We start from the raw sequence: 24794 nt of genomic DNA on the forward strand, positions 1-24794 counted from the left end.
AGGCCAGCGCGTTCGATGATAGGCGATTTGCTGGGCCCGCAGACGTCGCGCCAGTCCCAATATCAAGGTCAGGGCGGCGGCGTCAGCCTGTTCGTGCCTGGCGCGCTGTCGGCTGGGAACTGGTGGCCCGAGGAGCTCGGGCATCCTGCCTCGACCGGGGCGCAGAATGACCTGCGCTATTCCTTTTTCCCGACAACCCGCCGGCTGGCGATCGATGTCGGCGGCCGGGTTACGGTCTACGACACGAAAGACCATCGCATTGGCGGGTTCTCGCAGCAGCAAAGCGGCGACCAGTCGCTGAGCTTTACCTCTCAGCATGGGCTGATGAAACTTTCGGAACTGGATGTGGTGCGGCAGGGCGGCAAGGAACCGGCGGACACGCCGGGTACAAGAACATCCGCCGCCACGGCTGCGCCGTCGATATTCGCACCGACCGCGCCCGAACCCGCCGAGCCACAACAAGCGGCACATCCAGCGCGGGAGGCGGTTCGGTCGGAGGAGGACATCTTCGACAAGATCGAGCGCCTCGCGGCACTTCATGCGAAAGGCATTCTGACGGATCAGGAATTCCAGGCCAAGAAGTCGGAGTTGCTCAGCCGACTATAGCGTCCGATGAACAGGGGAATCCGCCGGTAGGCGGTCCAGAATGGTGGCGCCTGAAAAGACGCGCAAAGGTGTAGGTACCCGGGTCGCCCTTGGCGATGTAGAATGAGCCTTTCCTTTACAGCAAAGGAGCGTACCATGCCTTTCAACACGCAACGGCTCCAGTTTCCCGGTCATTCCGGCGCAATCCTTGCCGCCCGCCTTGATCTGCCCAACGGGCCATTACGTGCCTACGCAATATTTGCCCATTGCTTCACCTGTTCCAAGGATCTGGCGTCGGCGCGCCGCGTTGCGGCCGAGCTTGCGCGCGAAGGCATCGCCGTCCTGCGGTTCGATTTCACGGGACTAGGATCAAGCGAGGGCGAATTCGCCTCGACCAACTTCTCCTCCAATGTCGCCGACCTGCTTTCGGCCGCCGACTATCTGCGCCAACACTATGAGGCACCCTCGTTGCTGATCGGCCACTCGCTCGGCGGTGCAGCGGTTCTCGCCGTCGCCGGGCACATTCCCGAAGTGCGCGCCGTGGCCACCATCGGCGCGCCGGCCGATGTCGGCCACGTGTTGAAGAACTTCGCAACGAGCCTTGAGGAGATCGAGACGCGCGGCGAGGCAGATGTCGATCTTGCCGGGCGCACGTTCCTTATAAAAAAGCAATTCGTCGAAGACGCGCGCGGGCAGCGCATCAAGGATGCCGTTGTCAGCCTGAAAAAGCCGCTCCTCGTCCTTCACGCGCCGCTGGACCAGACGGTCGGGATCGAGAACGCCACCGAAATCTTCCTCGCGGCAAAGCATCCCAAGAGCTTCGTTTCGCTGGACAAGGCCGATCACCTGCTCACCGACCCTGAGGACGCAGCCTTCGCCGGCCGGATCATTTCGGGATGGCTGACGCGCTATCTCGCCGCCGACACGCCGCAGGGCACGCAGCCAATCGAACATGTCAGGGTGATGGAGACGGGGGAAGGCAAGTTCCAGAACGCGGTTCAGGCCGGCAGCCATCGGCTTTTCGCCGACGAACCCGAAACCGCGGGCGGTCTCGATTCCGGCCCGTCACCCTATGATTTCCTGTCGATCGCGCTTGGCGCCTGCACCTCGATGACGCTGCGCCTCTATGCGGAGCGCAAGGGGCTCGCGCTCGGCCGCATCGGCGTCGACGTCTCACATGCCAAGATCCACGCCAAGGACTGCGAGGAATGCACAGAAGCGGAGCGCAGCGGCAGCGCCAGGATCGACCATTTCGAGCGCGTCATCTCCGTCGACGGCGAGGTATCGGAGGAGCTTCGCGGCAAGATCGTCGAAATTGCCGGCAAATGCCCGGTCCATCGCACGCTCGAAGCCGTGGCGAAGATAAAAACCGTGATGAAGGTGAATTCTCGACCCAAGCCGGTCATTCGCAGCGCAGACCCGGAATTTCCGGTGTTGCCCGAATAGGGGGCATTTCTTATTCCTCACAGGCCGATGTGAATGCCGGATGGGAGGCGTGGCATTGGCGCAGGCTCGCCTAAATCCATTATGCGACCTGGCGATGCAGCGCCGGAGGGAGATTTCAGGAAGCGTGTGTTCGCCGGCCTGCGTCCTCTCCCCGGACTGACGAAGACCGCTCTTCCGCCGCGAGCAACTGGCCCGCCATGCGTTTGGCCTGCCGCGCAGGCTCGGCGATTCGGCTCATCTGCGCGACGGCCATCGCGCCTTCGTGCAGTAGGTTGATCTCGGTCGCGATCCGTTTCGGCCCCGCAAACCGCGCTGCATGGGCGAGTTCCTCGAAATACGCGAGCACTAGGCGCTTATGCATCAAGGCGGCGCGGAACACGGGATTGGCGCCATCCTTGTGCTCCCCCGCCGCGCTCACGAAGATGCAGCCGCGGAACTGCTTGTCGCTGAGCGCAGTTTCGAGGAAATCGAACGTCGCCAGAAGGCGCTCGACGGGATCGCTCGTATGCTGCTCGACAAAGGCACGCATGGCATTGCGGTCCTCCTCGTCGCGCCGTTCGAGCGCGGCGAGGATCAGGTCTTCCTTGGTTTCGAAGTGCCGGTACAGCGTGGTCTTGGCCACCCTCGCCTCGGCGATGATCAGGTCGATGCCCGTCGCGTGATAGCCGTGCTGATTGAACAGCCGGAGTGCGGTATCGAGCAGGTGGTCTCGGATTTCCGAACGGCGCATTATCGTCCTCGCAACAAGTAACAGATCTGTATCGTTCTTAGCGGTAGCGGGAGGCAGATACAAGGGGGTTTACTGAGGCAAGCCCTGCAGCGGGTATTCCTTTCGGCTCACGGTTCCCCCGAAGAAGAATAGTTCCCTGGGGAACAAGGCCGGAGCCCGTTCAGAAGTCGCCCTTGCCAAACGATACAGATCAGTATACATCTTCTTTTATTCGATACAGATCGGTATCGTTTGGACCGCGACATCCGGGCGGATCGCCCACTGCGGACAACCCAAGGAGAAGACAATGCCTCGTGTTCCTATCTATAGCACCGCGGCGTATCCACGCAGCCAGGCTCGAGCCGCTTCGCTCGATCTGGCCGAGCGCCACGGTCGGACCGTTGCCGCGGCGAGCCTCTATATTTCGTTGGTCGTGATCTATGGCTGGTTCGGCGGTATGAAGTTCACCGCCTATGAAGCGGAAGGGCTGACCGGTCTGGTCGGCAACAGCCCGTTGTTGAGCTGGACCTACTCCCTCTTCAGCGTAAGGGATTTCTCAAGCCTTCTCGGCTTCCTCGAACTCAGCGTCGGCGCCCTGATCGCGGCACGGCTCGTGAACCCGGTATACTCGCTCGTCGGCGGCTTGCTGTCAGCCGGGCTCTTCGCGACCACGCTTAGCTTAATGGTGACGACCCCCGGGGTGTCCGTGCCGGAGCTCGGCTTTCCGGCGATCACGGTCGCTGTCGGTCAGTTCCTGCTCAAGGACATTGGACTGCTCGCCCTTTCCCTCTGGATTGCCGTCGACTCGCTCGCGGCGCTCCGCTCAACCAGCGCTTGACCGAGGATGCGGGCGGAGCCCCGCCTCCGCCCGCACCCCGGTATTGCAATGAAAGAAACCCCAGATCGGCCGTGCCGGTCGGTTCAACGAAAGGAACGTCCCATGTATTTGACCTATGTTCTGTCGACAATCCGCGCCCACCAGCGCTATCGCCGGACCCTTCGAGCGTTCACGCAATTGAACGATCACCTGCTCGAGGATGTCGGCATTTCCCGCAACGAAATCGATGTCATCGCGCGCCGGCAGTACAGCCAATGAACCCCGGGGCTGCGTTACGGCTGATCGCAGACCGTAATGCAGAAGGAGATCACCTCATGAACACGCATCATGCCAGGGTCCTGATCATCGGGGCCGGACCGGCCGGTTATACCGCCGCCATCTACGCTGCCCGCGCCAACCTGAAACCGCTCCTTGTGACTGGGCTGCAGGCAGGCGGCCAGCTCACCATCACGACTGATGTCGAGAACTACCCCGGCTTTGCCGAACCCGTTCAAGGCCCGTGGCTCATGGAGCAGATGCGGCAGCAGGCGGAGAACGTCGGCACCGAGGTGGTGTACGATATCATCACCTCGGTCGATCTCTCCAAACGCCCGTTCCGTCTCAAAGGCGACTCCGGCGACACGTACATGGCCGATGCACTGATCGTCGCGACTGGAGCTCAGGCCCGCTGGCTTGGCCTGCCCTCGGAGAAGACATTCAATGGCTTCGGCGTCTCGGCTTGCGCCACCTGTGACGGCTTCTTCTATCGAAACAAGGAAGTGGTCGTTGTCGGCGGCGGTAACACAGCCGTGCAGGAAGCGCTCTACTTGTCGAACCTTGCCTCCAAGGTCACGGTCGTTCATCGCCGCGATCATTTCCGCGCGGAGTCGATTCTGCAGGACCGTCTCGTGGCGAAGCCGAATGTCGAAGTCGTCTGGAACCACGTCATCGACGAGGTTATCGGCGAGCACGAGCCGAGGAAGTCGGTAACCGGCGTGCGGATCCGCAACGTGAAGTCGGGCGAGGTGAAGGAACTGTCCACGCACGGCCTTTTCGTCGCGATCGGACACGATCCGGCAACCGCGTTGTTTCGCGGCCAGCTCGACATGGATGCGGATGGCTACCTCAAGGTCGGCTCCTGGTCGACGAAAACAACCGTCCCCGGGGTGCTGGCCGCCGGCGATGTCATCGACCCGGTATTCCGTCAGGCGATCAGTGCCGCCGGCATGGGATGTATGGCGGCCCTGGAAGCCGAGAAATTCTTGGCCGAGCATTCACCCGATCCGGGCGCCTGGGCCATCGAGCCGCGTGAAGCGGAGATGGTTGAAGCATAAGTGCAGGGGATCACCGACGAAACGAGGGGCCCCCCTTGGGAAGCGCGAGCCCGCCCGCATCATCTGCGGAAGTCCGTGCTTTCCCTGCGCCTTCCGGCGGCACTTGCATTCGAACGGCGCCGGAGTGACAACCGGTGTCCGGCAGCTGTCTCCCCTTGCCGAGATCATGGCCGTTTAATCAAGCGAGACCGATCCATGGAAATCAATCAGGTCAAGTATTTCCTCAATCTGGCTGAAACATTGAACTTTACTGAAGCCGCCCGTCGAAGTGGCGTGTCGCAGCCAAGTCTCACGCGAGCAATTCAGCGTCTCGAGGACGAATTGGGTAGTCCGTTGATCTATCGCGACGGCAAGGACAGCCGGCTGACCGCGCTCGGCCGCGACGTCCACGCCGAGTTCACCCGGATTGAACTCGCGCTCCGCAACGTGCGCGAACACTCGGAGAACACCACGCTCGGCCGGCGCCGTATCCTCGACATCGCGGTTGCCCCGACGATCGGTCCTGCTGCATTTGCCGCGTTCTTTGATGAGGCGCTCAACAGGCTTCCCTCTGTAAAGATCAACATGCATCAGCTCTTGTCTGGGGAAGGTGCAGACGAGGTGCTTTCAGGCAAGTACCACGCCTGCATCCTGCCCCGAGCGCCGCACCCTAACCACAAGCTCAATGTCGTGCCGCTGTTTCGCGAACGCTTCCTCCTCGCCTGCGCCGAGGGCCATGCGCTAGCCCGCAACGACGTCGTCGGCACCGAGGCGATTGCCGCCTATCCCTATGTCGACAGGCTGGCCTGCGAGTTCCATACTGAGATCGCAGAGCATTTGATGGACCATGACGCTGTCATGCAACCACGGTTCAGTGCCGATCGCGAAGACTGGGTCCAGCAAATGGTAGCCGAAGGCCGGGCGATCTGCATCATGCCCGAACGGTCGACCGTCGTGCACGGCGTGACCACCCGCCCGGTTGAAGGGATGTCTCTGGAGCGCGAACTGGTATTCGTGACGGTTTCTGGATCGGGTACAGCGCTCGAGATTCGCAAGATAGCCCAGCTTGCAGCTCGATATGACTGGGCGTGAACGGGGCGCCCCGCGACTATGGAAACTATGCACGCCCGATATTGGGAATCCCCATCCCCGGTCGCCACATCTGGGTAGCAAGATCTACAATGGAGTTAGGCAATGACCTACGCAAAGACGGACGAACTGGTGAGGAAGCTTACGCCAGAGCAGTATCGCGTGACTCAGCAGAGCGGCACCGAACGCCCCTTCACGGGGGAGTACAATGACAACAAAAGGCCGGGCATCTATGTCGACATCGTCTCCGGCGAACCCCTGTTCGCCTCGGCCGACAAGTTCGATTCCGGTTGCGGCTGGCCGAGCTTTACGAAGCCGATCGTATCGGAAAACGTCAATGAATTGCGGGACAATTCCCATGGCTTGATCCGCACCGAAGTGCGCTCCGCGCATGGCGACAGCCATCTTGGCCATGTGTTTCCCGACGGTCCTCAGGACCGGGGCGGACTGCGCTACTGCATCAACTCCGCTGCCCTGCGTTTCATTCCGCGCGGCGAAATGGAAGCCGAAGGCTACGGGGCGTTCATAAACCAGGTAGAGGATATCTAAAATGACCGACAGAGCTATGAGAGCTGTTTTGGCCGGTGGCTGCTTCTGGGGGATGCAGGATTTGATCCGCAAACTCCCTGGGGTTATCGCGACCCGCGTGGGCTACACAGGCGGGGATGTGCCGAATGCCACCTACCGCAATCACGGGACGCATGCCGAAGGCATCGAGATTGCCTTCGACCCGAAGACGATCAGCTACAGGCAGATCCTGGAGGTGTTCTTCCAGATCCATGACCCCACCACCACAAACCGCCAGGGCAACGATATTGGTAGCTCCTACCGGTCTGCAATCTACTACGTCGACGATGAGCAAAAGCGCGTAGCGGAGGAAACCATCGCCGATGTTGATGCTTCAGGCCTGTGGCCCGGCAAGGTGGTAACGGAAGTCGAGCCGGTGGGAGAGTTCTGGCAGGCGGAGCGGGAGCACCAGGATTATCTGGAGCGCTATCCCAGCGGCTATACCTGCCATTTTCCTCGCCCGAACTGGGTGCTTCCTCGCCGGTCGGCTGCCGAATAGCCAATCTGAAATCCTGGCGGCTAGGTTTGACCTTGGTTGAGCCAATCGCTTGATCGGCGAAAGTATCAGGTCCGCCCAACAAGCGGCGACCAACCATGGCCAGTGCATGGATCAAACACCACGCTGGCCGCGGGCAAGCCCGTTTCCTCACCCCTCCGAAAGGCGCCGGGCTCGCTTTCCCACAAAACGTCATAAACGAGAAATGTCGTCATGAATGCATGGTTCATCGTAGGCGCAGCCCACGCCGCCGCCATAGCCACCGCCATGCCGGCGGAAGCACATGGGCCCACCGAAACGGTTACGCCGCATTTCGAGAAGGCGATACCCAACATTCCGGGCAAGACAATGAAAGTGGTGATCGTCGACTACCCGCCGGGCGGGGCCTCCGTTCCACACAGTCACGCGGACTCGTCGTTCATCTTCGCCCACGTCCTCTCCGGGGAGATCGAATCGAAGGTCAATGACGGCGCGACCGAAACCTACCGCGCCGGCGAAAGCTGGTACGAACCACCAGCGTCCAAACACCTCGTCAGCCGCAACGTAAGCAAGAGCAAGCCTGCAAGGCTGCTTGCCGTCTTCGTCCTTGATAGCAACGAAGAAACGCTGACCACCCCCATCAAGTAACCTGACTTAAGGAACGGAAATGAGCAAGCGCCTCGACTACAACCAGATCGCGCCGGCCGGCGTCAAAGCCTTGGGCGGCGTCTACGGCTACATTATGCAGAGCGGTTTCCCTTCTGAGCTGGTCGAACTGGTCTATCTTCGTATCTCGCAGATCAACAACTGCGCCTACTGCCTCGACATGCACACCCGCGACCTGCTGAAGAAAGGGCAACAGATCGAGAAGCTCGCGCTCGTGCAGGCGTGGAGGGAAGCCGGCAATCTCTTCGACGAGCGCGAGCGCGCCGCTCTTGCCTGGGCCGAATCGGTGACGCGCGTGGCTGAGACCGGCGTTCCCGATAAAGCCTATGAGGCAGCGCGCGCCGTCTTTGACGAGCGCGAACTGGTCGATCTGACGATCGCGACCGGCCTGATGAACGCCTACAATCGCATGGCGATCAGTTTCCGAAACACGCCACAGGCTGCGCTTGAAAAATAATGGCAGCGACGCTTTGCGGACGGTCGTCGCGGGTCCGCAGCTTCGCCAGCAGCCGCCGGAATCGCAGCGACGGCCAGTAATGAATGCTTGAATGTGTCTGAAACTGGAGCGGTGCGCGAGGTCGTTTACCGAATGAGCGAATTTCTCATTAACATATCAGGTATGGGACCTGTCGCCGCCAGCTACGAGATCTGGGCGAGTTTGGCTTTGGCCGCAGCGCTGGGATTTGTTCTCGGTTTCGCGATGAACCGGGGATCGATCTGCACCGTCATCGCCACGAGGCAGTTGGTATCGGAGAGGAGGCCTGCACGTTTCATCGCTTTGATCGAATGCGCCGTCTGGGCGGCCCTCGTCTACGCAATCCTCGAAACGACACCGATGATGCAGGAGGGTTGGTCGCCACTCGGTTACCTGGTTCCTGCGGCCATTTTACTTGGGCTCGGCACCTATGTGAACGGCGCTTGTGTGTTTGGGTCTGTTGGGCATATCGGAAATGGCGAACTCGGATTCGCATTCACGTTTCTCGGCATCTATGCGGTCCTATACGTCGAATCCCTGTTTGATCTGCTTTCGCACCAGCCACCGACAAGCGCTTCCCCGTCGCTAGAGGCGGCGCTGCCCGCGCTGGCATTGTTGGCCATCGTAGTGCTGAGGCTCGGTGTCTCACGCAGATCCGAGTCAAATTTCTGGCAGTTGACGCTGGTGATGGGGGCGATCGGCATCACCTCTACGATCCTGGCGGTTCTTGCGCCTGGGTTCTCGATCACTGCATCCGTTGGACCGATCGCTTCGATACCGGTCGCGGGCGTCTTGATTTCAGGCTGCATGTTCAGCGGCAGTCTTGTCTCCGCAAGACTTGGGAAGCAAGGATTCACGCTGAAATGGCCGACAGCGGCGACCATACTCAAGAGAACGCTTGCGGGCGTCCTGATGGGATTGGGTGCGCTCCTCACTCCCGGTGGGAACGACACGCTGCTGCTAATTGGTTTCCCCACTGGCGCCTGGCAGGCGGCGCTCGCCTACCTCCTATTCGTCGCGACGCTGGCCGCACTCATTGTCAGGTTCGGATCAATGGCAAGACCTTGGTCATGACGCTGTTCCACCGGCGAAAACGATAGGTCGGGCCAGGGCTCAGAACTCGATCTGTCCGCCAACAAGATGGCCGATGAAATGCCTCGAGCGATTGAGCTTGCCACAAGTCAGGAGCATTAGATAATCGTCATGGAACTCGATTGAGGAGAAGATCGATGACTGGCACGTTGCACCCGCTGCTGGAGGAAGCTCTGGAAGCGCATGGGGGGCATGGCCGCTGGCGCAAGTTTATGGGTATTGCCTCAACTATATTGACCGGTGGAACGCTATGGGAGCTCAAAGGGGCTCCTTTGATCCCTGTGCCGAGGCGTGCAGCAAGCGAGTTCCGCCGCCAGTGGACCCGAGTTACTCCCTTTGGAGAACCAGACTGGACAATGACCTGGACTCCCGAGCATGTGGAGATCAGCGCCGGAGATGGCTCGATTATCGCCGAGCGAGAGAACGGACGTGAAGCATTCGATCGTAGTTTCAACGGACAATGGGATCCGCTGGATCTCGCCTACTTCAACGGCTATGCCATGTGGACGTATCATGCGACGCCGTTCGTGTTCGGCGAGCCCGGCTATGAAGCTCACGACATTGCCCCAATCGAGAACGAAGGCGAGACGCTTCGCGGCATAGCCGTGCGGTTCCCGGAAAGCGTACACAGCCACACGCGAGAACAGCGCTTCTACTTCGGCTCGGATGGGTTGCTGCGCCGTCACGATTATACTGTTGATGTGTGGGCGGACACGCCGGCTGCGCACTTCACGTCTGATTACATTGACGTTGATGGGCTGAAGTACCCAACCCGCCGCAGCGTGTTCACACTGAAGCCGGACGGCACTCTCGACCGGGATTTCAATGCCGTCACAATCGAGCTGTCGGATTACGTGCCGTTCTGAGATGATCGGGCGCCGAGTTCGCTCCGCTGCTTCCGCGGTACATGCCGTTACAAAAGTCCGGCCCGGCGGACACAGCGTCAATACACATGGGCGCTCAAATGGCGGCACTGGCTTCGAAAACGAGCCTCGACCCAAATGCGGAAAGGACGAGCATATGAGAACGTCTCGGATCATGGCGGCTGCGCTGCTGATCGTTGGAAGCGGATTGGCGCTGTCCGCGGCCAAGGCGCAGCAAGCGGGACTTCAGCGTACCGATCTCCTGCAGCACGACCTCGGCGTCCCCGGCCGCGAGGCGGTCCAGGTGCGCGTCGACTTCGGGCCCGGCGCAGTCTCCATCAAGCACTCTCATCCGGGCGAAGAGGTGGCCTATGTGCTCGAAGGCTCGCTGGAATATCAGCTCGAGGGCAGAGCGCCGGTCACCCTTCATGCCGGCGAAGCTTTGTTCATCCCGGCCGGAGTGGCGCACGTGGCGAAGAATGTCGGCAGCGGCAAGGCATCGGAGCTTGCCACATACCTCGTCCAGAAGGGCACCCCGCTTGTCGTTCCGGTCAAGTGAGCGTTTCGACATGGACCCTGAGAACCACATGGAAGGAAGTGCGGAAATGACCGAACAGGAAACCACCGACGCGTCCGCACTGTCCCGCCGGGCTCTGCTCCTGAACGGAGCGGCAGTGGCAGCCTTTGCGGCGCTTCGCCCTGCGACGGCCCTCGCGCAAGCGGACGCGACGCCTTTCGAGGCCGATAACATTCGCCCTTTCCGCGTGGATATCCCGCCGGCAGCGCTCGTCGACCTCCGGCGACGCCTTGCCGTCACACGCTGGCCTGACCCGGAGCCGGTCGACGATCGCTCCCAGGGCGTGCAGCTTGCCAAGCTTCAGTCACTCGTCCGCTACTGGGAAGCGGGCTACGACTGGCGTAAGGCCGAAGCGAAACTGAATGCCCTGCCCCAGTTTCTGACGAATATCGACGGCCTCGACATCCACTTCATCCATGTTCGCTCGCGTCATGCAGATGCATTGCCGCTCATCATGACTCACGGCTGGCCCGGTTCGGTCTTCGAACTGCTGAACGTCATCGGTCCGCTGACCGATCCCACGACGCATGGATGGACGGCGGAGGATGCATTCCATCTCGTCCTTCCGTCCATTCCCGGCTTCGGCTTTTCCGAGAAGCCGAAGGGTACTGGCTGGAACCCGGACCGCATCGCCCGCGCCTGGGACGTTCTCATGAAGCGCCTTGGGTACCAGGCCTACGTGTCACAGGGCGGCGATTGGGGTGCCATCATTTCTGATGCGATGGGCCGCCAGGCTCCTCCGGGTTTGCTCGGCATCCACGTCAACAGGATTGAGCGCTCGACCACCATCCCGCCGGACGTTGCTAGGGCCTTGCGAAGCGGTGATCCTGCGCCGGCGGAGTTGGCCGCCGAGGAACGGGCGGTGTTTGAAGAGACCAGGGAATTCCTCGCTAAAGGCTTCGGCTATGCGGCAATCATGGGGACGCGCCCGCAAACCATCGGTTACGGCCTCGCCGACTCGCCGGTTGCACTGGCGGCGTGGTTCTATGACAAGCTTGCCGACTGGGTGTTCACCCGGGGCGAACCAGAGCGCGCGTTCAGCCGCGACGAGATTCTCGACAACATCACGCTTTACTGGCTGACGAACACCGGGACCTCGAGCGGCCGGATTTACTGGGAGAACAGCGCCGGCAACAGCAAGTTGACCCCCATCGCGATCCCGGCGGCAGTGACGATTTTCCCGAGAGAAGTTTACCGGCCGCCGAAGAGCTGGGCGGAACGAGCCTACCGCAAACTGATTTACTACAACCGCGTGGACAAGGGCGGCCATTTCGCCGCCTGGGAAGAGCCGGACCTATTCAGCGCCGAGCTGCGCGCCGCCTTCCGGCCATTGCGTCAACTCTAGCCTTCGCAGGACGCGCGAGCCAGTGAATACTGCTACCACGGCGTTCTCATTTTGATAAGAAATGGCAGTCGAACGGTGGAGATCGCGCCATGGAGCACATCGACCATATCCTGATCGTCGATGACGATCGGGAAATCCGGGAGCTCGTGTCGAGCTACCTGAAGAAGAACGGGCTGCGCGTCACCGCCGTTGCCGACGGGCGGCAGATGCGCATGTTCCTCGAGGCCAACACGGTCGATCTCATCATTCTCGACCTCATGATGCCGGGTGACGATGGCCTCGTACTGAGTCGCGAGCTGCGCGTCGGCAGACACAAGGCGACGCCGATTGTCATGCTGACAGCCCGCTCCGACGAGATGGACCGCATCATCGGGCTGGAAATGGGCGCCGACGACTACCTCGCCAAGCCGTTTTCGGCGCGCGAGTTGCTCGCCCGCATCAAGGCGGTCCTCAGGCGCGCGCGCATGCTGCCCCCGAATTTGCAGATCTCGGAAGCCGGCCAATTGCTGCGTTTCGGTCACTGGAAGCTCGACACGACGGCAAGGCATCTTATCGACGCGGACGGCACCGTGATTGCGCTCAGCGGCGCCGAGTATCGGCTGCTGCGCGTCTTCGTCGACCATCCGCAGCGCGTCCTCAACCGTGATCAATTGCTCAACCTGACACAGGGACGCGAGGCCGAACTGTTCGACCGTTCCATCGATCTCCTTGTCAGCCGGGTTCGCCAGCGGCTTGGCGACGATGCCCGCGAACCGACCTACATCAAGACGGTCCGCAGCGAAGGCTATGTTTTCTCGGTGCCGGTCGAAATCGTGGAGCCACGCTGATGGCGACGCACGCTGTTCTCGAGGGGATTCGCCTGTGGCCGCACACACTCAGAGCGCGGCTATTCATCATTCTTCTTGCCGGCCTGACAATTGCTCATGCCATGTCGTTTACGGTGCTGTTTTCGGAACGCTATATCGCCGCCAGGTCGGTGATGTTCAATACGCTTGAAAACGACATCGCGACATCGATCGCCATCCTCGACCGGATCCCCGCGGCCGAACGGTCCGCTTGGCTCGGCCAACTTGCGCGCAGCTCCTACCGGTTCGTTCTGGGGCCGGGCCTCCCTGGCAATCCCGTGCTTGGGGCGGAAGACGCCGAGGTCGCCTCCAGGATCCGGGCCGCAATAGGCGCGAAGTACCCGATCGAGGTTGAATCCATCCCCGCAGTAGGCCGCCATCTTCAGGCGCATCTTCGCTTGAGCGACGGCGAGTCGTTGACGATAGACGTCACCCCAAGGGGCGTCATGCCGGTGGCTGACTGGTTGCCTTATGTCCTCATCGCGCAGCTCCTGCTCCTGGTACTTTGCAGTTGGACCGCGATGCGTCTCGCCATCCGTCCTCTCGCCAATCTGGCGAGTGCCGCCGACACGCTTGATCCGAACAGCAACGCGCCGCGCCTCAGCGAAACCGGCCCGACCGAAGTGGCCTATGCGGCGACGGCGTTCAATGCGATGCGCGATCGCATTGCTCAGTATCTGGAGGAGCGCGTGCAGATCCTCGCAGCGATCTCGCATGATCTGCAGACGCCGATCACGCGGATGAAGCTGCGTGCCGAAATGGCGGAAGATTCCGCCGACAAAGACAAGCTGGTTCAGGACCTCGATGAAGTCGAACGTCTCGTCAAGGAAGGAGTTGCCTATGCGCGCAGCGCCCACGGCAAGAAGGAAAAAGCCTCGCGCATCGATCTCGCCTCGTTCATCGAGAGTCTCGCCTATGATTATCAGGATACCGGCAAGTCGGTCACCATCGGTGGATTGAGCGACGGCGCGATCGTGACCCGGCCGCACGCCTTGAGACGTATCCTCACCAACCTGGTCGACAATGCCCTTAAATTCGCCGGCAGTGCGGAAATCGAGGTTCATCGCCAGGAGGGCACGGTGCTCATAAGAGTGCTCGATCGCGGCCCCGGCATTCCGGACGACCAGTTGCAAGCGGTGCTGCAACCCTTCTTCCGGCTGGAGCAGTCCCGCAGCCGCGACACGGGCGGGACGGGCCTCGGCCTTGCGATCGCACAGCAGCTCGTGACCGCAATCGGCGCGACCCTCACCTTGCGCAACCGCGACGGCGGCGGCCTTGCGGCGGAAATTGCGCTGAGCCAGTAGAGCCACCAAGAAACCCCAAGACACTGTTGATTGCAGTGGTCATGCTTTTCTCCTTGTGTTTGGGAGGCGCAATGCCCGGTGCAATTGGTGCGCAGCGATTGGCACACTGTCCTGGGCTGGCACGCGAAAATCGCCGACTGTCCTCCCCGACCGGAACTCGTCCGATCGGGGCATCTTGATCATTGTCAGACGATGTTGAAACTATCGCGCGCATTCCTCCGGATCGTCTGCGGTGGCTGTCCAAGCGTGCGAAGAAAGGCGCGGCGCATGCGATCGGGATCGGCGAAACCCGTTTCAACCGCGATCACGTCCATGGAGTGACGGCCCTGCTCCATCAGCAGCCTGGCCGCCTCCACGCGAAGATTCTCCACTGCCTTGGCAGGCGACTGTCCCGTCTCGGCCCGGAACGCCCGGCTGAACTGGCGCGGGCTCAGCCCTGCCGCATCCGCCAGTTCTTCCACCGACAACAGAGCGCGAAGATTAGCCTTGGCATAGTCGATCGACTTCTGGATCCGGTCGGACTTCGGCTCGAGCTCGAGCAAGGCCGAAAACTGCGACTGCCCACCCGCGCGCCGATGATAGACGACGAGCTTGCGGGCAACGGACCGCGCAACCTCCTGGCCATGGTCCTTCTCGATCATCGCAAGAGCAAGATCGATGCTCGCCGTCATCCCCGCCGACGTCCACACGCTTCCGTCGACGATGAAGATGCGATCGTCCTCGACTTTAACGGCCGGGAAGCGCTCCTGGAGCTGGCGCGCGAAGGCCCAATGAGTGGTCGCGCGGCGTCCATTGAGCAGGCCGGCCTCCGCAAGAACGAAGGCGCCGGTGCAGGGCGCTGCCACACGGCGCGACGTTTCAAGCGCGCGACGCGAAAATGCGATTAGCCCGGGCGTCATCGGCTCGATCGCGGTGCCGGCGCCAAACATGACGGTATCGTAAGGTGTATCGTCGAAGGCTTTTGTGAGGACGCCGAAGCCGGCCGACGACTTGATCTCGCCGCCCGCCTCTGAGAGCAGCTCTATCTCATAAGCCGGCTCCCCCAGTGCCAAATTGGCCATCTCGAAGGCGGTTACCGCCGCGAAACCCATGAGCTGAAATCTTGGAAAGACGACAAAGCCAATCTTGTGCATGGCACCTTCTCTGCTGGAATTTTCCGCGGGTACGATATTCCCGCTTGAGACAAACCGCCACGCGGACTTCCCCGAATCTGACACATAAAGCGCGTCACAAGACACGCTTCATGCCTTCCTTTCTTATGCGGGTCGCTGCCTTTGGGCGACTGCGTTCTCACTATCAAGGCGCTTCTCTCCGATAAACCTTGACTGGACGAGGCAATGGCGGCGAACGGCCTATTGCCACAACCGCCACAATGCCGAGCACCAGCATGAGGGCAACGACGAGAAAGCCGTCGCCAAATGCAAGCGCCGAGGCCTGCCGCCGGGCCGCCGACCACCCAGTCTGAACTGCCGCCCGCATGGTGGCGCCGGCGTCATTCGCAACCTGGGCCGCAACAGCACCGGCGAGGCCGTAAATCCCCTCCCCGTCAGAAGCGCGGTAGAGGGACACGGCCTCGGTGAGGGCGTCCGAATGGAATTTCTGGCGCTCGGCCACGAAGCTGGAGAGAATTCCAACACCGAGCGTCGTTCCAGCCAGGTTGCTGATATTGAATGTCAGCGACGCTGTCGGAAGGTCTGCAGGCTTCAAACTGCCCGTGCCGACAATCATGGCTGGCGTCAACAGCAACAATTGACCGGCAGAGTATAGGGCGAGCCCAGAGTGGAAATGTTCCCCTGCGGATGTCGTGGCTTCACTGCCCATGACCACGGTGCCTAGGACCAGGAGGACAACGCCAATTCCCATCGCCACGCGCAGATCGCATAGATGCAGGAACCACCATACCAACGGGAGAGCGAGCAACTGGGCAGCCGCGGCCCAAAACATGAGCTCGGAGACATCGAGCGGCCGATGACCCTCTACGGTCGCGAGGAATTGCGGCACAAGGTAAGAGCTCACGGCGAGGCCGGCGCGTAAGAGGAAATTGAGCCCGATCGGAAGGCCGAACTTCTGAGTGAGGAGGAGCTGGGGTGCTAAAAGCGGCAGAGCGGACGAGCGGGACATGAATATGAAGCCCACCCAAGCGGCCGCGGACAAGGTCGCGCCCCAGACGATTATCTCGCTTGCGAACCAAAAGCGGCGCGTACCCTGATTGAGAACCAGCATCAGGCTCGCAAGGGCGAGCGACAACAGGATGATGGACGTCCAGTCGGCCTTGAGCGCCGACCAGTTCAGGGCCTTGTGCGGAACCCAGAGGCGGGCGGCAAGAGCCAGAGCCGCGCCGATGACTGCCTGAACGACGAAAAGCGCTCGCCATCCGAAACTGTCCGAGACATAGCCGGCGATTGCAGCCCCCGCCGTCCCGGAAAAGAGGAGGGAAAATGCCAGAACGATCACTGTATAGGCAAGGCGCGGTCCGCCGGCCACCGTGAAGACGGCGACGAATGCCGCCGGCCCGAACCCGCCGGCTGCGAAGCCTTGCAGCGAACGGAATGCGATCATGGCACCAAGGTCGCTCGTCAACGCGCCAGCGAGCGCCGCGGCCGCAAACACTATGGAGCTTACAACCAGGTAACGGCCGACGCTCAAGGCTCCGATCAACAGGCCTGAGGTGACGATGCCGGCGCAACTCCCCATGGTATAGGCGGTAAGTATCCAGGAGCCCTCGTCCGCCGTGGAAAAGAGCCCATTCTGGATGTCGGCGATGTTTGCCGAAGCAAATTGGGCCGACAGGTTCACCAGGAAGGAACCGGCAAGCCCGGTCGCGAGGAACAGCAGATTTTGACGTGTAAGGGTGAGTGCACTCATTGAACCCTCCTCGGCGATCGATTTATTGACGATGTGGTTGGGCGATCCTTCGCGCCTTAACCACCCGCAGCCCGGTAGCGAGCCGCCGGCGCCGTGAGGGACAGGTTTGGCATGAGTTTCTGCCGCGCCGCTTCATAGGCCTCCCAATCGGCAGCGTCCGGCAGCGACGGGATGGTGATCTGCTCGCCGAGATCAAAGCCGGAGATCGCGGCGTCCACCATGTCCTCGGCGCGCATGACGATCTCACTCGGCACGTGCTCCAGAGGAGTCCCCGCAATGCCCCAGAAGTCGGTGGCCGTCGCGCCCGGGAGTACGGCCTGAATGCGGATGTTCTTCTCAGTGAGTTCCTTCTGGAGCGACAGGGTAAAGGCGAGCACGAAGGCTTTGCTGCCGCCATAGACGCCGTTCAGCACCTCCGGCGCGATACCGACGATCGAAGCGATATTGATGATCGCGCCCATCCCGCGGGCGACGAAGCCGGGAACCGCTGCGTAGGTCAGCCGCGTCAGAGCGTTGACGTTCAGCGTGATCATCTCCTCCATCTTGTCGACATCAGAAGCAAGCAGCGGGGAAGTGGCGCCGACGCCGGCATTATTGACCAGCAAGGTGATGCTGGCGTCGGTCCGAAGCATTTGCTCGACGCGGCCGAGATCGGGCTTGTTGCCGAGATCCGCCGCAACGACTTCAATGGCGCGGCCGGTCTCGTCGGTCAGGCGCTTGGCCAGGTCATTGAGGCGGGACTGGTTGCGGGCGACCAGGATCAGATCATATCCCCGGCGCGCCAGCCGATCGGCATAGATTGCACCGATGCCGGAGGAAGCGCCGGTAATCAGCGCGGTACCCTTTGAATGCTGGGTCATGACGGGCTCCGTTGGTTTGAGTTTGGAGCCTCGATCGTAGGGCAAGTGCACCTTGTCTCAAATGTCATATATCCGACTATTTAGGACATGGCCTTGCCAGCTCGGCGAGTCCTCTCTCATTTGAGCGCGCCGTCAAGCGCAATCGGCGTGCCCGGTCTCGACATCGCCTGCGCCTGACCAGGCGATGCCATCGGCCCGCCGACGAGCGCGCCAATCGCCGACGCCTCTCGCGGATCGGTGTCCCAGGCGCAAGGAGCAGCAGCGAGCGCCATGATCGCAACGGTCACCATAAGAATGCGCATCTAACTCTCCTCTTTTGCTTCTGGCCACGATGACCGGAAGCTCACCCGAATGTGAAAACGAAGGCTTCGACGCCGGGATCATGGAAGCGGATCTCGAACGTCCGCTCCCGCACCTCTCCGGACTGGCGAACCAATTGGTACAGCCGCGTTTCCGAGACCGTGCCGTTGCCGGCAGCGTCGATGTCCGAACCGTGATCCGGACCTGGTGCAACGCCGTCGACCTTCACCTGAAAGCGCACCTTCCTGCTGCCGGTCCCAGGTCCAAGAACAAGGTGCAGATCCCGCGCGCTGAACCTGTAGGTGATGCTCCCGCCGGCTCTATTGAGCGTCGCTTGCTCGGGTCCCATGGTCCAATTACCGGCAAGGCCCCACTGATTTAGGCGCAGCGCTCCAACTGTGTAGTCGCGCGCCTCATCGGCCGCGACACCTTCGGGCGATACGAAGTTCGCGGCCCGCATGTAGCCGACGTAGTCTTCGCCTGACTGGAGGTTGGCGAAATCGGGGGCGAACTCGGCGCCTTTGGCGTCCGGCTTCACAAGGCCGCCGTCATCCCCGCGGCGGCCTGCCGCTTCCGTCAGCAGTTCCTGTATGACGCGCTCCGACTGCTCGTGGTCACCCTCTCCGAAGTGATGGTGCCTGATCCGTCCCTCGGCATCGATGAAATATTGCGCCGGCCAATAGCTATTGCCGAAGGCGCGCCAGATCGCGAAGTCGTTGTCGACCGCAATCGGATAGCCGATCTTAAAATCACTGGCTGCCTGCTTGACGTTGTCAATGCGCTTCTCGAAGGCGAATTCAGGTGCATGTACGCCAATGACCACCAGGCCCTGATCTCGGTACTTCTCCGCCCAGGCGCGAACATAGGGGATCGTGCGAATGCAGTTGATGCAGGAAAAGGTCCAGAAATCGACAAGTACCACCTTGCCGCGCAGCTCTTCCACCGTCAGCGGCCTGGAATTCAGCCACTCTACCGCGCCGTCGAGCGGCGGGAGGATGCCTTCCACCGGCAAATTGCTTCGATAGTCCTGCTGCTGGCCGTCCACGGCCGGTGCCCCACCATGGCTGGCCGCCGCTTCGGAGGTGTCGCCGCGGAGCCGCATCAGGAGCGATTGCTCGAGGTTCGTCGTGCCTGCGTAGGACAGGCGTGCCAGGAGCCCGGTATCGATGCCAAGTGCAATTGCCCCGACGCCCGCAAGCACTGCGATGCCGAGCCCCTGCCGGAGACGTTCCCCGAAACCGAGCGATCGCTTCATCACCTTGAACACCCTTCCGCCGGCGAGCACCGCGAGCGCCAGCGACGTCGCCGCGCCTGCGGCGTATGCCGTCAGGAGAAGTGTCGTGCCGATATTGGCTCCATGAAGAGCGGCGCCAGTCAGCACGAGCCCGAGAACCGGGCCGGCGCAGGGCGCCCAGAGAAGCCCGGTCGCGAGTCCGAGGAGCAGAGATGCTCCAACGCTCGCCTGCGGAGCGGTTGATCTTTGTGAGAGGCGGTTGCCGAGCGCGATTGCCGGCCGGGCGACAACGGCAGCGATTCGCGGCGAGAGCAGCATGACGCCGAAGACCGCGAGCACTGCGATTGCCGCATATCGGCCTGCCTCGTTTGCCTGCACCGCCCAGTCTCCACCGATCGCGGCCAGCGTTGCGACCCCAGCGAATGTCACGGTCTTGCCGATGAGCATCGGAAGAATGCTGCTTGCGAATGGCTGGCCGGCCCGGGAAAACACGAAGGGCAGTACAGGAAGTATGCAGGGGCTGACTATCGTCAGCACACCCGCGAGATAAGCTATCGTGAAAAGGATCATCGTCGTCCCTCTGCAGTGGACCCGCGCCTGTTCCGGCGCCGGCCGCGTTGTCACGCAATGCAGGGGATCAGCGTGAGGTATCCGGCTTGTGTCCTCTCACTAACGGATCTGTATCAAAGTGCACGAGGCCCCTGGATCCTGAGAAGCCTCCTGGTGTCTGAAAAAGAGGCGGCGCCAGCCTGCGCCGATTACTGAAGTAGCTTGAGCAGTTCCTTCGCCGCCGAGGTGGACGAAGACGGGTTCTGTCCTGTGATCAAACGGCCGTCGACGACGGTGAAATCCGCCCAATCGGCGGACTTTTCAAAAAGTCCGCCGAGACGCTTCAGCTCGTCTTCGACGAGGAACGGCACTACCTCGGTCAGTTGAACCGCCTCCTCCTCCGAATTGGTGAAGCCGGTGACGCGCTTTCCCTTGACGAGGGGCTCTCCCTGATGGGTAACCTTGAGCAGCACAGCCGGGCCGTGGCAGACGGCCGCGACCGGTTTGCCGGCATTGTAGAACTCTTCGATGAGCGCGATCGAGTCCTCGTCGTCGGCAAGGTCCCAAAGCGGGCCGTGACCGCCCGGATAGAAGATGGCGTCGACGCCGCCCATCTTGACTTCGGCGAGCCGCCTGGTGTTGGCGAGTTCCTCCTGGGCAGCGGGGTCCTTCTTGAAACGCTCCATCGCCTCGGTCTGGTTGCCTGGTTCATCGCTCTTCGGATCGATCGGCGGTTGACCACCCTTCGGCGACGCAAGTGTGACCTCCGCGCCGGCATCCTTGAAGACATAATACGGCGCTGCGAACTCCTCGAGCCAGAAGCCGGTCGGCTTGCCGGTATTCCCGAGTTGGTCATGTGAAGTGAGAACCATCAGGATTTTCATCGCCATGCTCCTTCTCTTTTAAGGCGTGTCCCGACGCGGGCTCGCCGAGGATAATTTGGCGAGGCTTTTGCAGGATCGTCTGCCGCTCCAGCCTGGCGCGAATGTTTACTGGTGCCGCCTTCGGGTGAATACTCGCTCCTTGGCAGTCACTATTCCGAAGGGCGGCAGAATAAATGGATCGTATCGATGCAATGAAGGTGTTCGTGACGGCGATCGACGAAGGCAGCCTCGCCGGTGCCGCCCGGCGGCTGAAGCGCTCGCCGACGGCGGTCAGCAGAGCGCTGAGTTTACTCGAGGCGCATGTCGGCGTCGAGCTACTGCATCGGACCACTCGCACGCTGAAACTGAGCGAAGCAGGTCAACGCTATGCGGCCGCCTGTCGACGGGTGCTGACTGATCTGGAAGAGGCCGACATGCTCGCAGGAGGGGAGCGCTCCGCCCCCCGTGGGGTATTGACGATCTCCGCGCCACCAATCCTCGGGGAAGAGATACTTCGCCCCATCCTGGACGATTTCCTCGATCTCTACCCAACCGTTTCGGCCCAGCTTCTTCTGCTCGATCGGTTCGTCAACCTGATCGATGAAGGCGTCGACATTGCCCTTCGCATCGGCCAACTCGCGGATTCGTCACTCATCTCCACCCGGCTCGGCGGCGATGTCCGGCGTGTCGTGGTCGCCTCACCTCGATACCTCGCCAGTCATCCGCGTATCGTTGAGCCGGCAGATCTCGCCAAACACCAGATCTTGGCCTTCACCAATTTTGGCATCGACTCCTGGAGTTTTACACCGGCGAAGGGCTTGTCCATCCCCCGGACCGTTCAATTTACGCCGAGGTGCATCGTCAACAGCGTGCGCGCTGCCGCCTGTTCGGCCGCTGCCGGACGTGGTCTGACCAGGCTCTATTCCTATCACGTCGCCGAATATGTGAGAGACGGGCGCCTCAAGATCGTGCTTGCCGATGCCGAGCACCCGCCCCTGCCGGCCCATCTCATTGCCCCGCGGGGACGCATGTCGGTGCCGAAGGTCCGCACCTTCGTCGACTTCGCCGCGCCGCGTCTTCGCTCTGAATTTGCGCGCATGGCAGCGGAGGCAAACACGCTCACCTGATTATGTCGTAATCCGGTTGAGTGTCTGCCAGACGCAGGCAATTCTCCTGAAGATCGCAGGGATCTAATTTCGATTGCACAAACTCCGAGCGCGGAGGGCGGACGCAGGATGCGGCCGCTGCAATCGAGAAAGGATCACATTCATGAGTACCGAACAGAAAGTCGTAATCATCACCGGCGCGTCGCAAGGGATCGGCGCCGAATTGGTTCGCGCCTATCGTGACCGGAACTACCGCGTCGTCGCAACGTCCCGGTCCATCAAGCCGAGCGCCGATCCGGATATTCATACCGTGCCCGGCGATATCAGCAAGCCCGCGACGGCTGAGCGCATCGTGCTCGAGGGGCTGGAGCGCTTTGGCCACATCGACTCGCTGGTGAACAATGCCGGCGTCTTCCTCGCAAAACCGTTTATCGAAATGACCCAGGACGATTATGACCATAACCTGGGAGTAAACGTGGCCGGCTTCTTCCACATCTCCCAGCGCGCCGCCGCTGAGATGCTGAAGCAGGGCTCGGGCCATATCGTGAGCATCACCACCAGCCTGGTCGACCAGCCGATGGTCGGCATGCCCTCCGCTCTTGCCTCCCTGACCAAGGGTGGGTTGAACGCGGTAACCCGATCGCTGGCGATGGAGTTCTCCAAGAGTGGTGTTCGCGTCAATGCGGTCTCCCCAGGGGTGATCAAGACCCCGATGCATCCGGTCGAGACGCATTCGGCGTTGGCGGGCCTGCACCCGGTTGGGCGGATGGGTGAAATTCGCGACATCGTGGATGCCGTGCTCTACCTCGAGACCGCAGACTTCGTCACCGGGGAGATCCTCCACGTCGACGGCGGCCAGAACGCCGGACACTGGTAATCGGCACATCAGGGTTGACCGCGCCGCACGCACGAGCGCGGGCGCTCCTGAAACCCGGGTCCAATCACTCTTGCGAAGGAAAGGAGATTACAATGCCTATCGTCACCGTACAGGTTACCCGCGAGGGAAGCACACCTGCCCGCAATTCTGTCACCGCCGAGGAGAAGGCCGCGATCATCAAGGGTGTCAGCGAGGTGCTCCTCAATGTCCTGAACAAGCCGCTTGAATCGACCTACGTGGTGATTGAGGAGGTCGATCTCGACAATTGGGGCTGGGGCGGCCTTCCGACCGAGCAATACCGCCGAATACGTGCCGCGGCAAAATCCTGAATGAAGCCGTCAACTGTCCTGTACCGGCCGCGTCATGACATGACGGCGGACACCTGCGCGACTTTGATCTGCTGGATGTCGTCCCGTCGATAACGAAGCCCCACCGAGGAGGAAAAGGAATGGACAAACGATTCTATATCGGCGTTTTCGCCGCACTCTTCGCGGCCTTTGCCTTTTCGCTCAATTTTATCGTGCCCTTCATCATCGGTGATTACTCCACCTTTGATTTTGCTCTTTTCCGCCACGTCGTTTCTGCTCTGGTCGGCCTTTGCATACTGTTTTCGGAAAAATGCGGCGTGATGCACCATCTCACGCTCCGAAACTGGCTTTCGGCGACCTGGCTCGCCTTCATCGGCTATGTCGGCTATTTCCTGACGGTGACGGGAGGCGCCATTTTTTCCGGTCCGGTGATCGCACCCGCCTTTCTCGGCCTGGTCCCGATCGTTCTGGCAATTGTTGGCAACCAGCGGCAGGGATCATTGCCGTGGCGATACTTGTTGATGCCGCTCACGCTGGTGCTGATCGGCCTTGTTCTCGTCAACGGCACGGCATTTACGGCTGAGGGATTGAAGTCCTTCCGTTCGCTCTGGATTGGCATTCCGCTGGCGCTCGCAGCCGTCGCGCTATGGGTCTGGTTCGCCATTGCCAACCAGGCAGCAATCGTCACCCGACCTGAAATGCCTGCGGGCGTGTGGTCGGCGCTGATACTGGTCGGCGGAGGCATCTTGATGCTCGCGCTCTACCCTGTTGGCGCAGCATTGGACCTCTTCCAGCTTCCTAAGCTCGGCTTCGGGTGGGACGCCGCCGGCTCGCTCTATCTTTGGGGCACATCCCTCGCGCTGCTGGCCACGGTGTGCGGTGTGTGGGCGTGGAATGTCGCCTCACGAAGCCTGCCCGTCGCACTGACCGCCCAATTGATCGTCGCGGAAACCGCCTTCGGCGTCATCGGCGGACTGGTCGTTCACGGTCGATGGCCGACCGGGATCGAATGCGCCGGGGTCGCTGTCCTGATCGCTGGCGTCGTTCTGTCGATCCGTGTTTTCCATGAAAGGCAGGTTCGATCTGGCAAAGCATTGTCGCAATAGTCATGCGTTTAGCGGCGAAATCAGCTCGTTGAATTTTCGGGGAAATTTCTGTCGCAAAGCTCCCGTGCCAAAAGCGGAGCGAGTTTTCCTGCCTCTGGCACCCTTGATCGACTACCTAAAAAACCGAGATTAATTGCGCCCTCCCCCGACAATCGCCGCGCAGACCTCACCATTCATGGCCGGCTGGCGTCGATCCTTGCCTCGATGGAAGCGTTTCAGGACTACGGCGCGAGAATGCGCGAGCATTATCACCGCGACTACAGCACCCGCGTGAAGGCCGGCGAGTCGGTGATGTGAAGGGGAAAGCCTACTACCTGAGCGCTTCCAGGCTATGCGCACGCCTCGGTCAGGGGTCGGTCACGCGTGCTTTGCGTGATCCGGCAAGAATCCCCGTTGGTTAGACGGGGATTGCGATTGATTTATGCTGGAACTGGTTGCGGGGGCAGGATTTGAACCTGCGGCCTTCAGGTTATGAGCCTGACGAGCTACCGGGCTGCTCCACCCCGCGTCAAGCGCATTCGGATTTGCCGAATGTCGCGATCGTGTAACTGCGAAGCT

Annotated in this window: 27 protein-coding genes and 1 tRNA gene; 20 read left to right on the top strand and 8 right to left on the bottom strand. The window is 61.3% G+C overall.

The window, feature by feature from the left end; genetic code table 11:
• Positions 1-15: 15 nt before the first annotated feature.
• Positions 16-606 carry an SHOCT domain-containing protein gene (locus JNB71_RS07085; RefSeq protein WP_223215759.1) on the top strand — a complete coding sequence of 197 codons (591 nt, stop codon included), beginning with the start codon at positions 16-18 and terminating at the stop codon, positions 604-606.
• Between the two features lie 135 nt (positions 607-741).
• Positions 742-2031: a bifunctional alpha/beta hydrolase/OsmC family protein gene (locus tag JNB71_RS07090; protein WP_220371072.1), complete on the top strand. Its 1290-nt coding sequence runs from the start codon at positions 742-744 to the stop codon at positions 2029-2031.
• A gap of 115 nt (positions 2032-2146) precedes the next feature.
• Here JNB71_RS07090 and JNB71_RS07095 read toward each other — a convergent pair whose 3' ends face one another.
• Positions 2147-2761, bottom strand: a complete 615-nt coding sequence (locus tag JNB71_RS07095; RefSeq protein WP_220371073.1) for a TetR/AcrR family transcriptional regulator — start codon at positions 2759-2761, stop codon at positions 2147-2149.
• 286 nt (positions 2762-3047) lie between these two features.
• Here JNB71_RS07095 and JNB71_RS07100 point away from each other — a divergent pair, with 286 nt between their 5' ends.
• The 14 genes from JNB71_RS07100 to JNB71_RS07165 all read left to right on the top strand — a co-directional run bounded on the left by JNB71_RS07100 (position 3048) and on the right by JNB71_RS07165 (position 14168).
• Positions 3048-3578: a YkgB family protein gene (locus tag JNB71_RS07100; RefSeq protein ID WP_220371074.1), complete on the top strand. Its 531-nt coding sequence runs from the start codon at positions 3048-3050 to the stop codon at positions 3576-3578.
• A 102-nt stretch (positions 3579-3680) separates the two neighbouring features.
• Positions 3681-3836 (top strand): DUF1127 domain-containing protein, encoded by a 156-nt coding sequence (locus JNB71_RS07105; RefSeq protein ID WP_220371075.1) that lies wholly within the window; start codon positions 3681-3683, stop codon positions 3834-3836.
• 56 nt (positions 3837-3892) lie between these two features.
• Positions 3893-4891: a thioredoxin-disulfide reductase gene (gene trxB, locus JNB71_RS07110; RefSeq protein ID WP_220371076.1), complete on the top strand. Its 999-nt coding sequence runs from the start codon at positions 3893-3895 to the stop codon at positions 4889-4891.
• Between the two features lie 195 nt (positions 4892-5086).
• The gene (locus JNB71_RS07115; RefSeq protein ID WP_220371077.1) at positions 5087-5962 is read left to right on the top strand and encodes a LysR family transcriptional regulator; all 876 of its coding nucleotides are present in this window, start codon (positions 5087-5089) and stop codon (positions 5960-5962) included.
• 102 nt (positions 5963-6064) lie between these two features.
• A complete protein-coding gene (msrB, locus tag JNB71_RS07120; RefSeq protein ID WP_220371078.1) occupies positions 6065-6508 on the top strand; it encodes a peptide-methionine (R)-S-oxide reductase MsrB in 444 nt (147 codons plus the stop codon).
• A gap of 1 nt (position 6509) precedes the next feature.
• On the top strand, positions 6510-7025 hold the full coding sequence (gene msrA / locus JNB71_RS07125) for a peptide-methionine (S)-S-oxide reductase MsrA (RefSeq protein WP_220371079.1): 516 nt from the start codon (positions 6510-6512) through the stop codon (positions 7023-7025).
• A 210-nt stretch (positions 7026-7235) separates the two neighbouring features.
• Complete coding sequence (locus JNB71_RS07130; protein ID WP_220371080.1) at positions 7236-7649, top strand: cupin domain-containing protein; 414 nt, start codon at positions 7236-7238, stop codon at positions 7647-7649.
• Positions 7650-7668: 19 nt separating this feature from the next.
• Positions 7669-8124 (top strand): carboxymuconolactone decarboxylase family protein, encoded by a 456-nt coding sequence (locus JNB71_RS07135; RefSeq protein ID WP_220371081.1) that lies wholly within the window; start codon positions 7669-7671, stop codon positions 8122-8124.
• Between the two features lie 132 nt (positions 8125-8256).
• The gene (locus tag JNB71_RS07140; RefSeq protein ID WP_220371082.1) at positions 8257-9216 is read left to right on the top strand and encodes a YeeE/YedE thiosulfate transporter family protein; all 960 of its coding nucleotides are present in this window, start codon (positions 8257-8259) and stop codon (positions 9214-9216) included.
• A 155-nt stretch (positions 9217-9371) separates the two neighbouring features.
• Positions 9372-10100 carry a hypothetical protein gene (locus tag JNB71_RS07145; protein ID WP_220371083.1) on the top strand — a complete coding sequence of 243 codons (729 nt, stop codon included), beginning with the start codon at positions 9372-9374 and terminating at the stop codon, positions 10098-10100.
• Between the two features lie 154 nt (positions 10101-10254).
• Positions 10255-10656, top strand: a complete 402-nt coding sequence (locus JNB71_RS07150; RefSeq protein WP_220371084.1) for a cupin domain-containing protein — start codon at positions 10255-10257, stop codon at positions 10654-10656.
• Positions 10657-10702: 46 nt separating this feature from the next.
• Positions 10703-12019, top strand: coding sequence for an epoxide hydrolase family protein (locus JNB71_RS07155; RefSeq protein ID WP_220371085.1), 1317 nt, complete (start codon positions 10703-10705; stop codon positions 12017-12019).
• Positions 12020-12108: 89 nt separating this feature from the next.
• On the top strand, positions 12109-12846 hold the full coding sequence (locus JNB71_RS07160) for a response regulator (protein ID WP_220371086.1): 738 nt from the start codon (positions 12109-12111) through the stop codon (positions 12844-12846).
• Positions 12846-14168 carry an ATP-binding protein gene (locus JNB71_RS07165; protein ID WP_220371087.1) on the top strand — a complete coding sequence of 441 codons (1323 nt, stop codon included), beginning with the start codon at positions 12846-12848 and terminating at the stop codon, positions 14166-14168. The genes JNB71_RS07160 and JNB71_RS07165 overlap by 1 nt, the downstream gene beginning before the upstream one ends.
• A gap of 185 nt (positions 14169-14353) precedes the next feature.
• Here the strand turns inward: JNB71_RS07165 and JNB71_RS07170 are convergent, their stop codons facing one another.
• From JNB71_RS07170 to JNB71_RS07195, 6 genes are all read right to left on the bottom strand, one after another.
• On the bottom strand, positions 14354-15301 hold the full coding sequence (locus JNB71_RS07170; RefSeq protein WP_220371088.1) for a GlxA family transcriptional regulator: 948 nt from the start codon (positions 15299-15301) through the stop codon (positions 14354-14356).
• 163 nt (positions 15302-15464) lie between these two features.
• Positions 15465-17033 (bottom strand): MFS transporter, encoded by a 1569-nt coding sequence (locus tag JNB71_RS07175; RefSeq protein WP_220371089.1) that lies wholly within the window; start codon positions 17031-17033, stop codon positions 15465-15467.
• Positions 17034-17089: 56 nt separating this feature from the next.
• Positions 17090-17893, bottom strand: a complete 804-nt coding sequence (locus JNB71_RS07180; RefSeq protein ID WP_220371090.1) for an SDR family NAD(P)-dependent oxidoreductase — start codon at positions 17891-17893, stop codon at positions 17090-17092.
• A 116-nt stretch (positions 17894-18009) separates the two neighbouring features.
• On the bottom strand, positions 18010-18195 hold the full coding sequence (locus JNB71_RS07185) for a hypothetical protein (protein WP_220371091.1): 186 nt from the start codon (positions 18193-18195) through the stop codon (positions 18010-18012).
• A 41-nt stretch (positions 18196-18236) separates the two neighbouring features.
• Positions 18237-19997, bottom strand: coding sequence for a cytochrome c biogenesis protein DipZ (locus JNB71_RS07190; protein WP_220371092.1), 1761 nt, complete (start codon positions 19995-19997; stop codon positions 18237-18239).
• A 188-nt stretch (positions 19998-20185) separates the two neighbouring features.
• On the bottom strand, positions 20186-20860 hold the full coding sequence (locus JNB71_RS07195; protein WP_220371179.1) for a type 1 glutamine amidotransferase domain-containing protein: 675 nt from the start codon (positions 20858-20860) through the stop codon (positions 20186-20188).
• 173 nt (positions 20861-21033) lie between these two features.
• Here JNB71_RS07195 and JNB71_RS07200 point away from each other — a divergent pair, with 173 nt between their 5' ends.
• The 4 genes from JNB71_RS07200 (at position 21034) to JNB71_RS07215 (ending at position 24236) form a co-directional block, all read left to right on the top strand.
• Positions 21034-21966 (top strand): LysR family transcriptional regulator, encoded by a 933-nt coding sequence (locus JNB71_RS07200; RefSeq protein ID WP_220371093.1) that lies wholly within the window; start codon positions 21034-21036, stop codon positions 21964-21966.
• A 142-nt stretch (positions 21967-22108) separates the two neighbouring features.
• Positions 22109-22822: an SDR family NAD(P)-dependent oxidoreductase gene (locus tag JNB71_RS07205; protein ID WP_220371094.1), complete on the top strand. Its 714-nt coding sequence runs from the start codon at positions 22109-22111 to the stop codon at positions 22820-22822.
• Between the two features lie 92 nt (positions 22823-22914).
• Complete coding sequence (locus JNB71_RS07210; RefSeq protein ID WP_220371095.1) at positions 22915-23151, top strand: tautomerase family protein; 237 nt, start codon at positions 22915-22917, stop codon at positions 23149-23151.
• Between the two features lie 119 nt (positions 23152-23270).
• Positions 23271-24236, top strand: a complete 966-nt coding sequence (locus JNB71_RS07215) for a DMT family transporter (RefSeq protein WP_220371096.1) — start codon at positions 23271-23273, stop codon at positions 24234-24236.
• Between the two features lie 431 nt (positions 24237-24667).
• On the opposite strand, the gene JNB71_RS07220 is transcribed toward JNB71_RS07215, so the two are convergent.
• Positions 24668-24744: transfer RNA gene (locus JNB71_RS07220), tRNA-Met, on the bottom strand.
• Between the last annotated feature and the right edge of the window lie 50 nt (positions 24745-24794).

The sequence above is a fragment of the Rhizobium herbae genome, assembly GCF_019511375.1.
Lineage (GTDB): Bacteria > Pseudomonadota > Alphaproteobacteria > Rhizobiales > Rhizobiaceae > Pararhizobium > Pararhizobium herbae_A.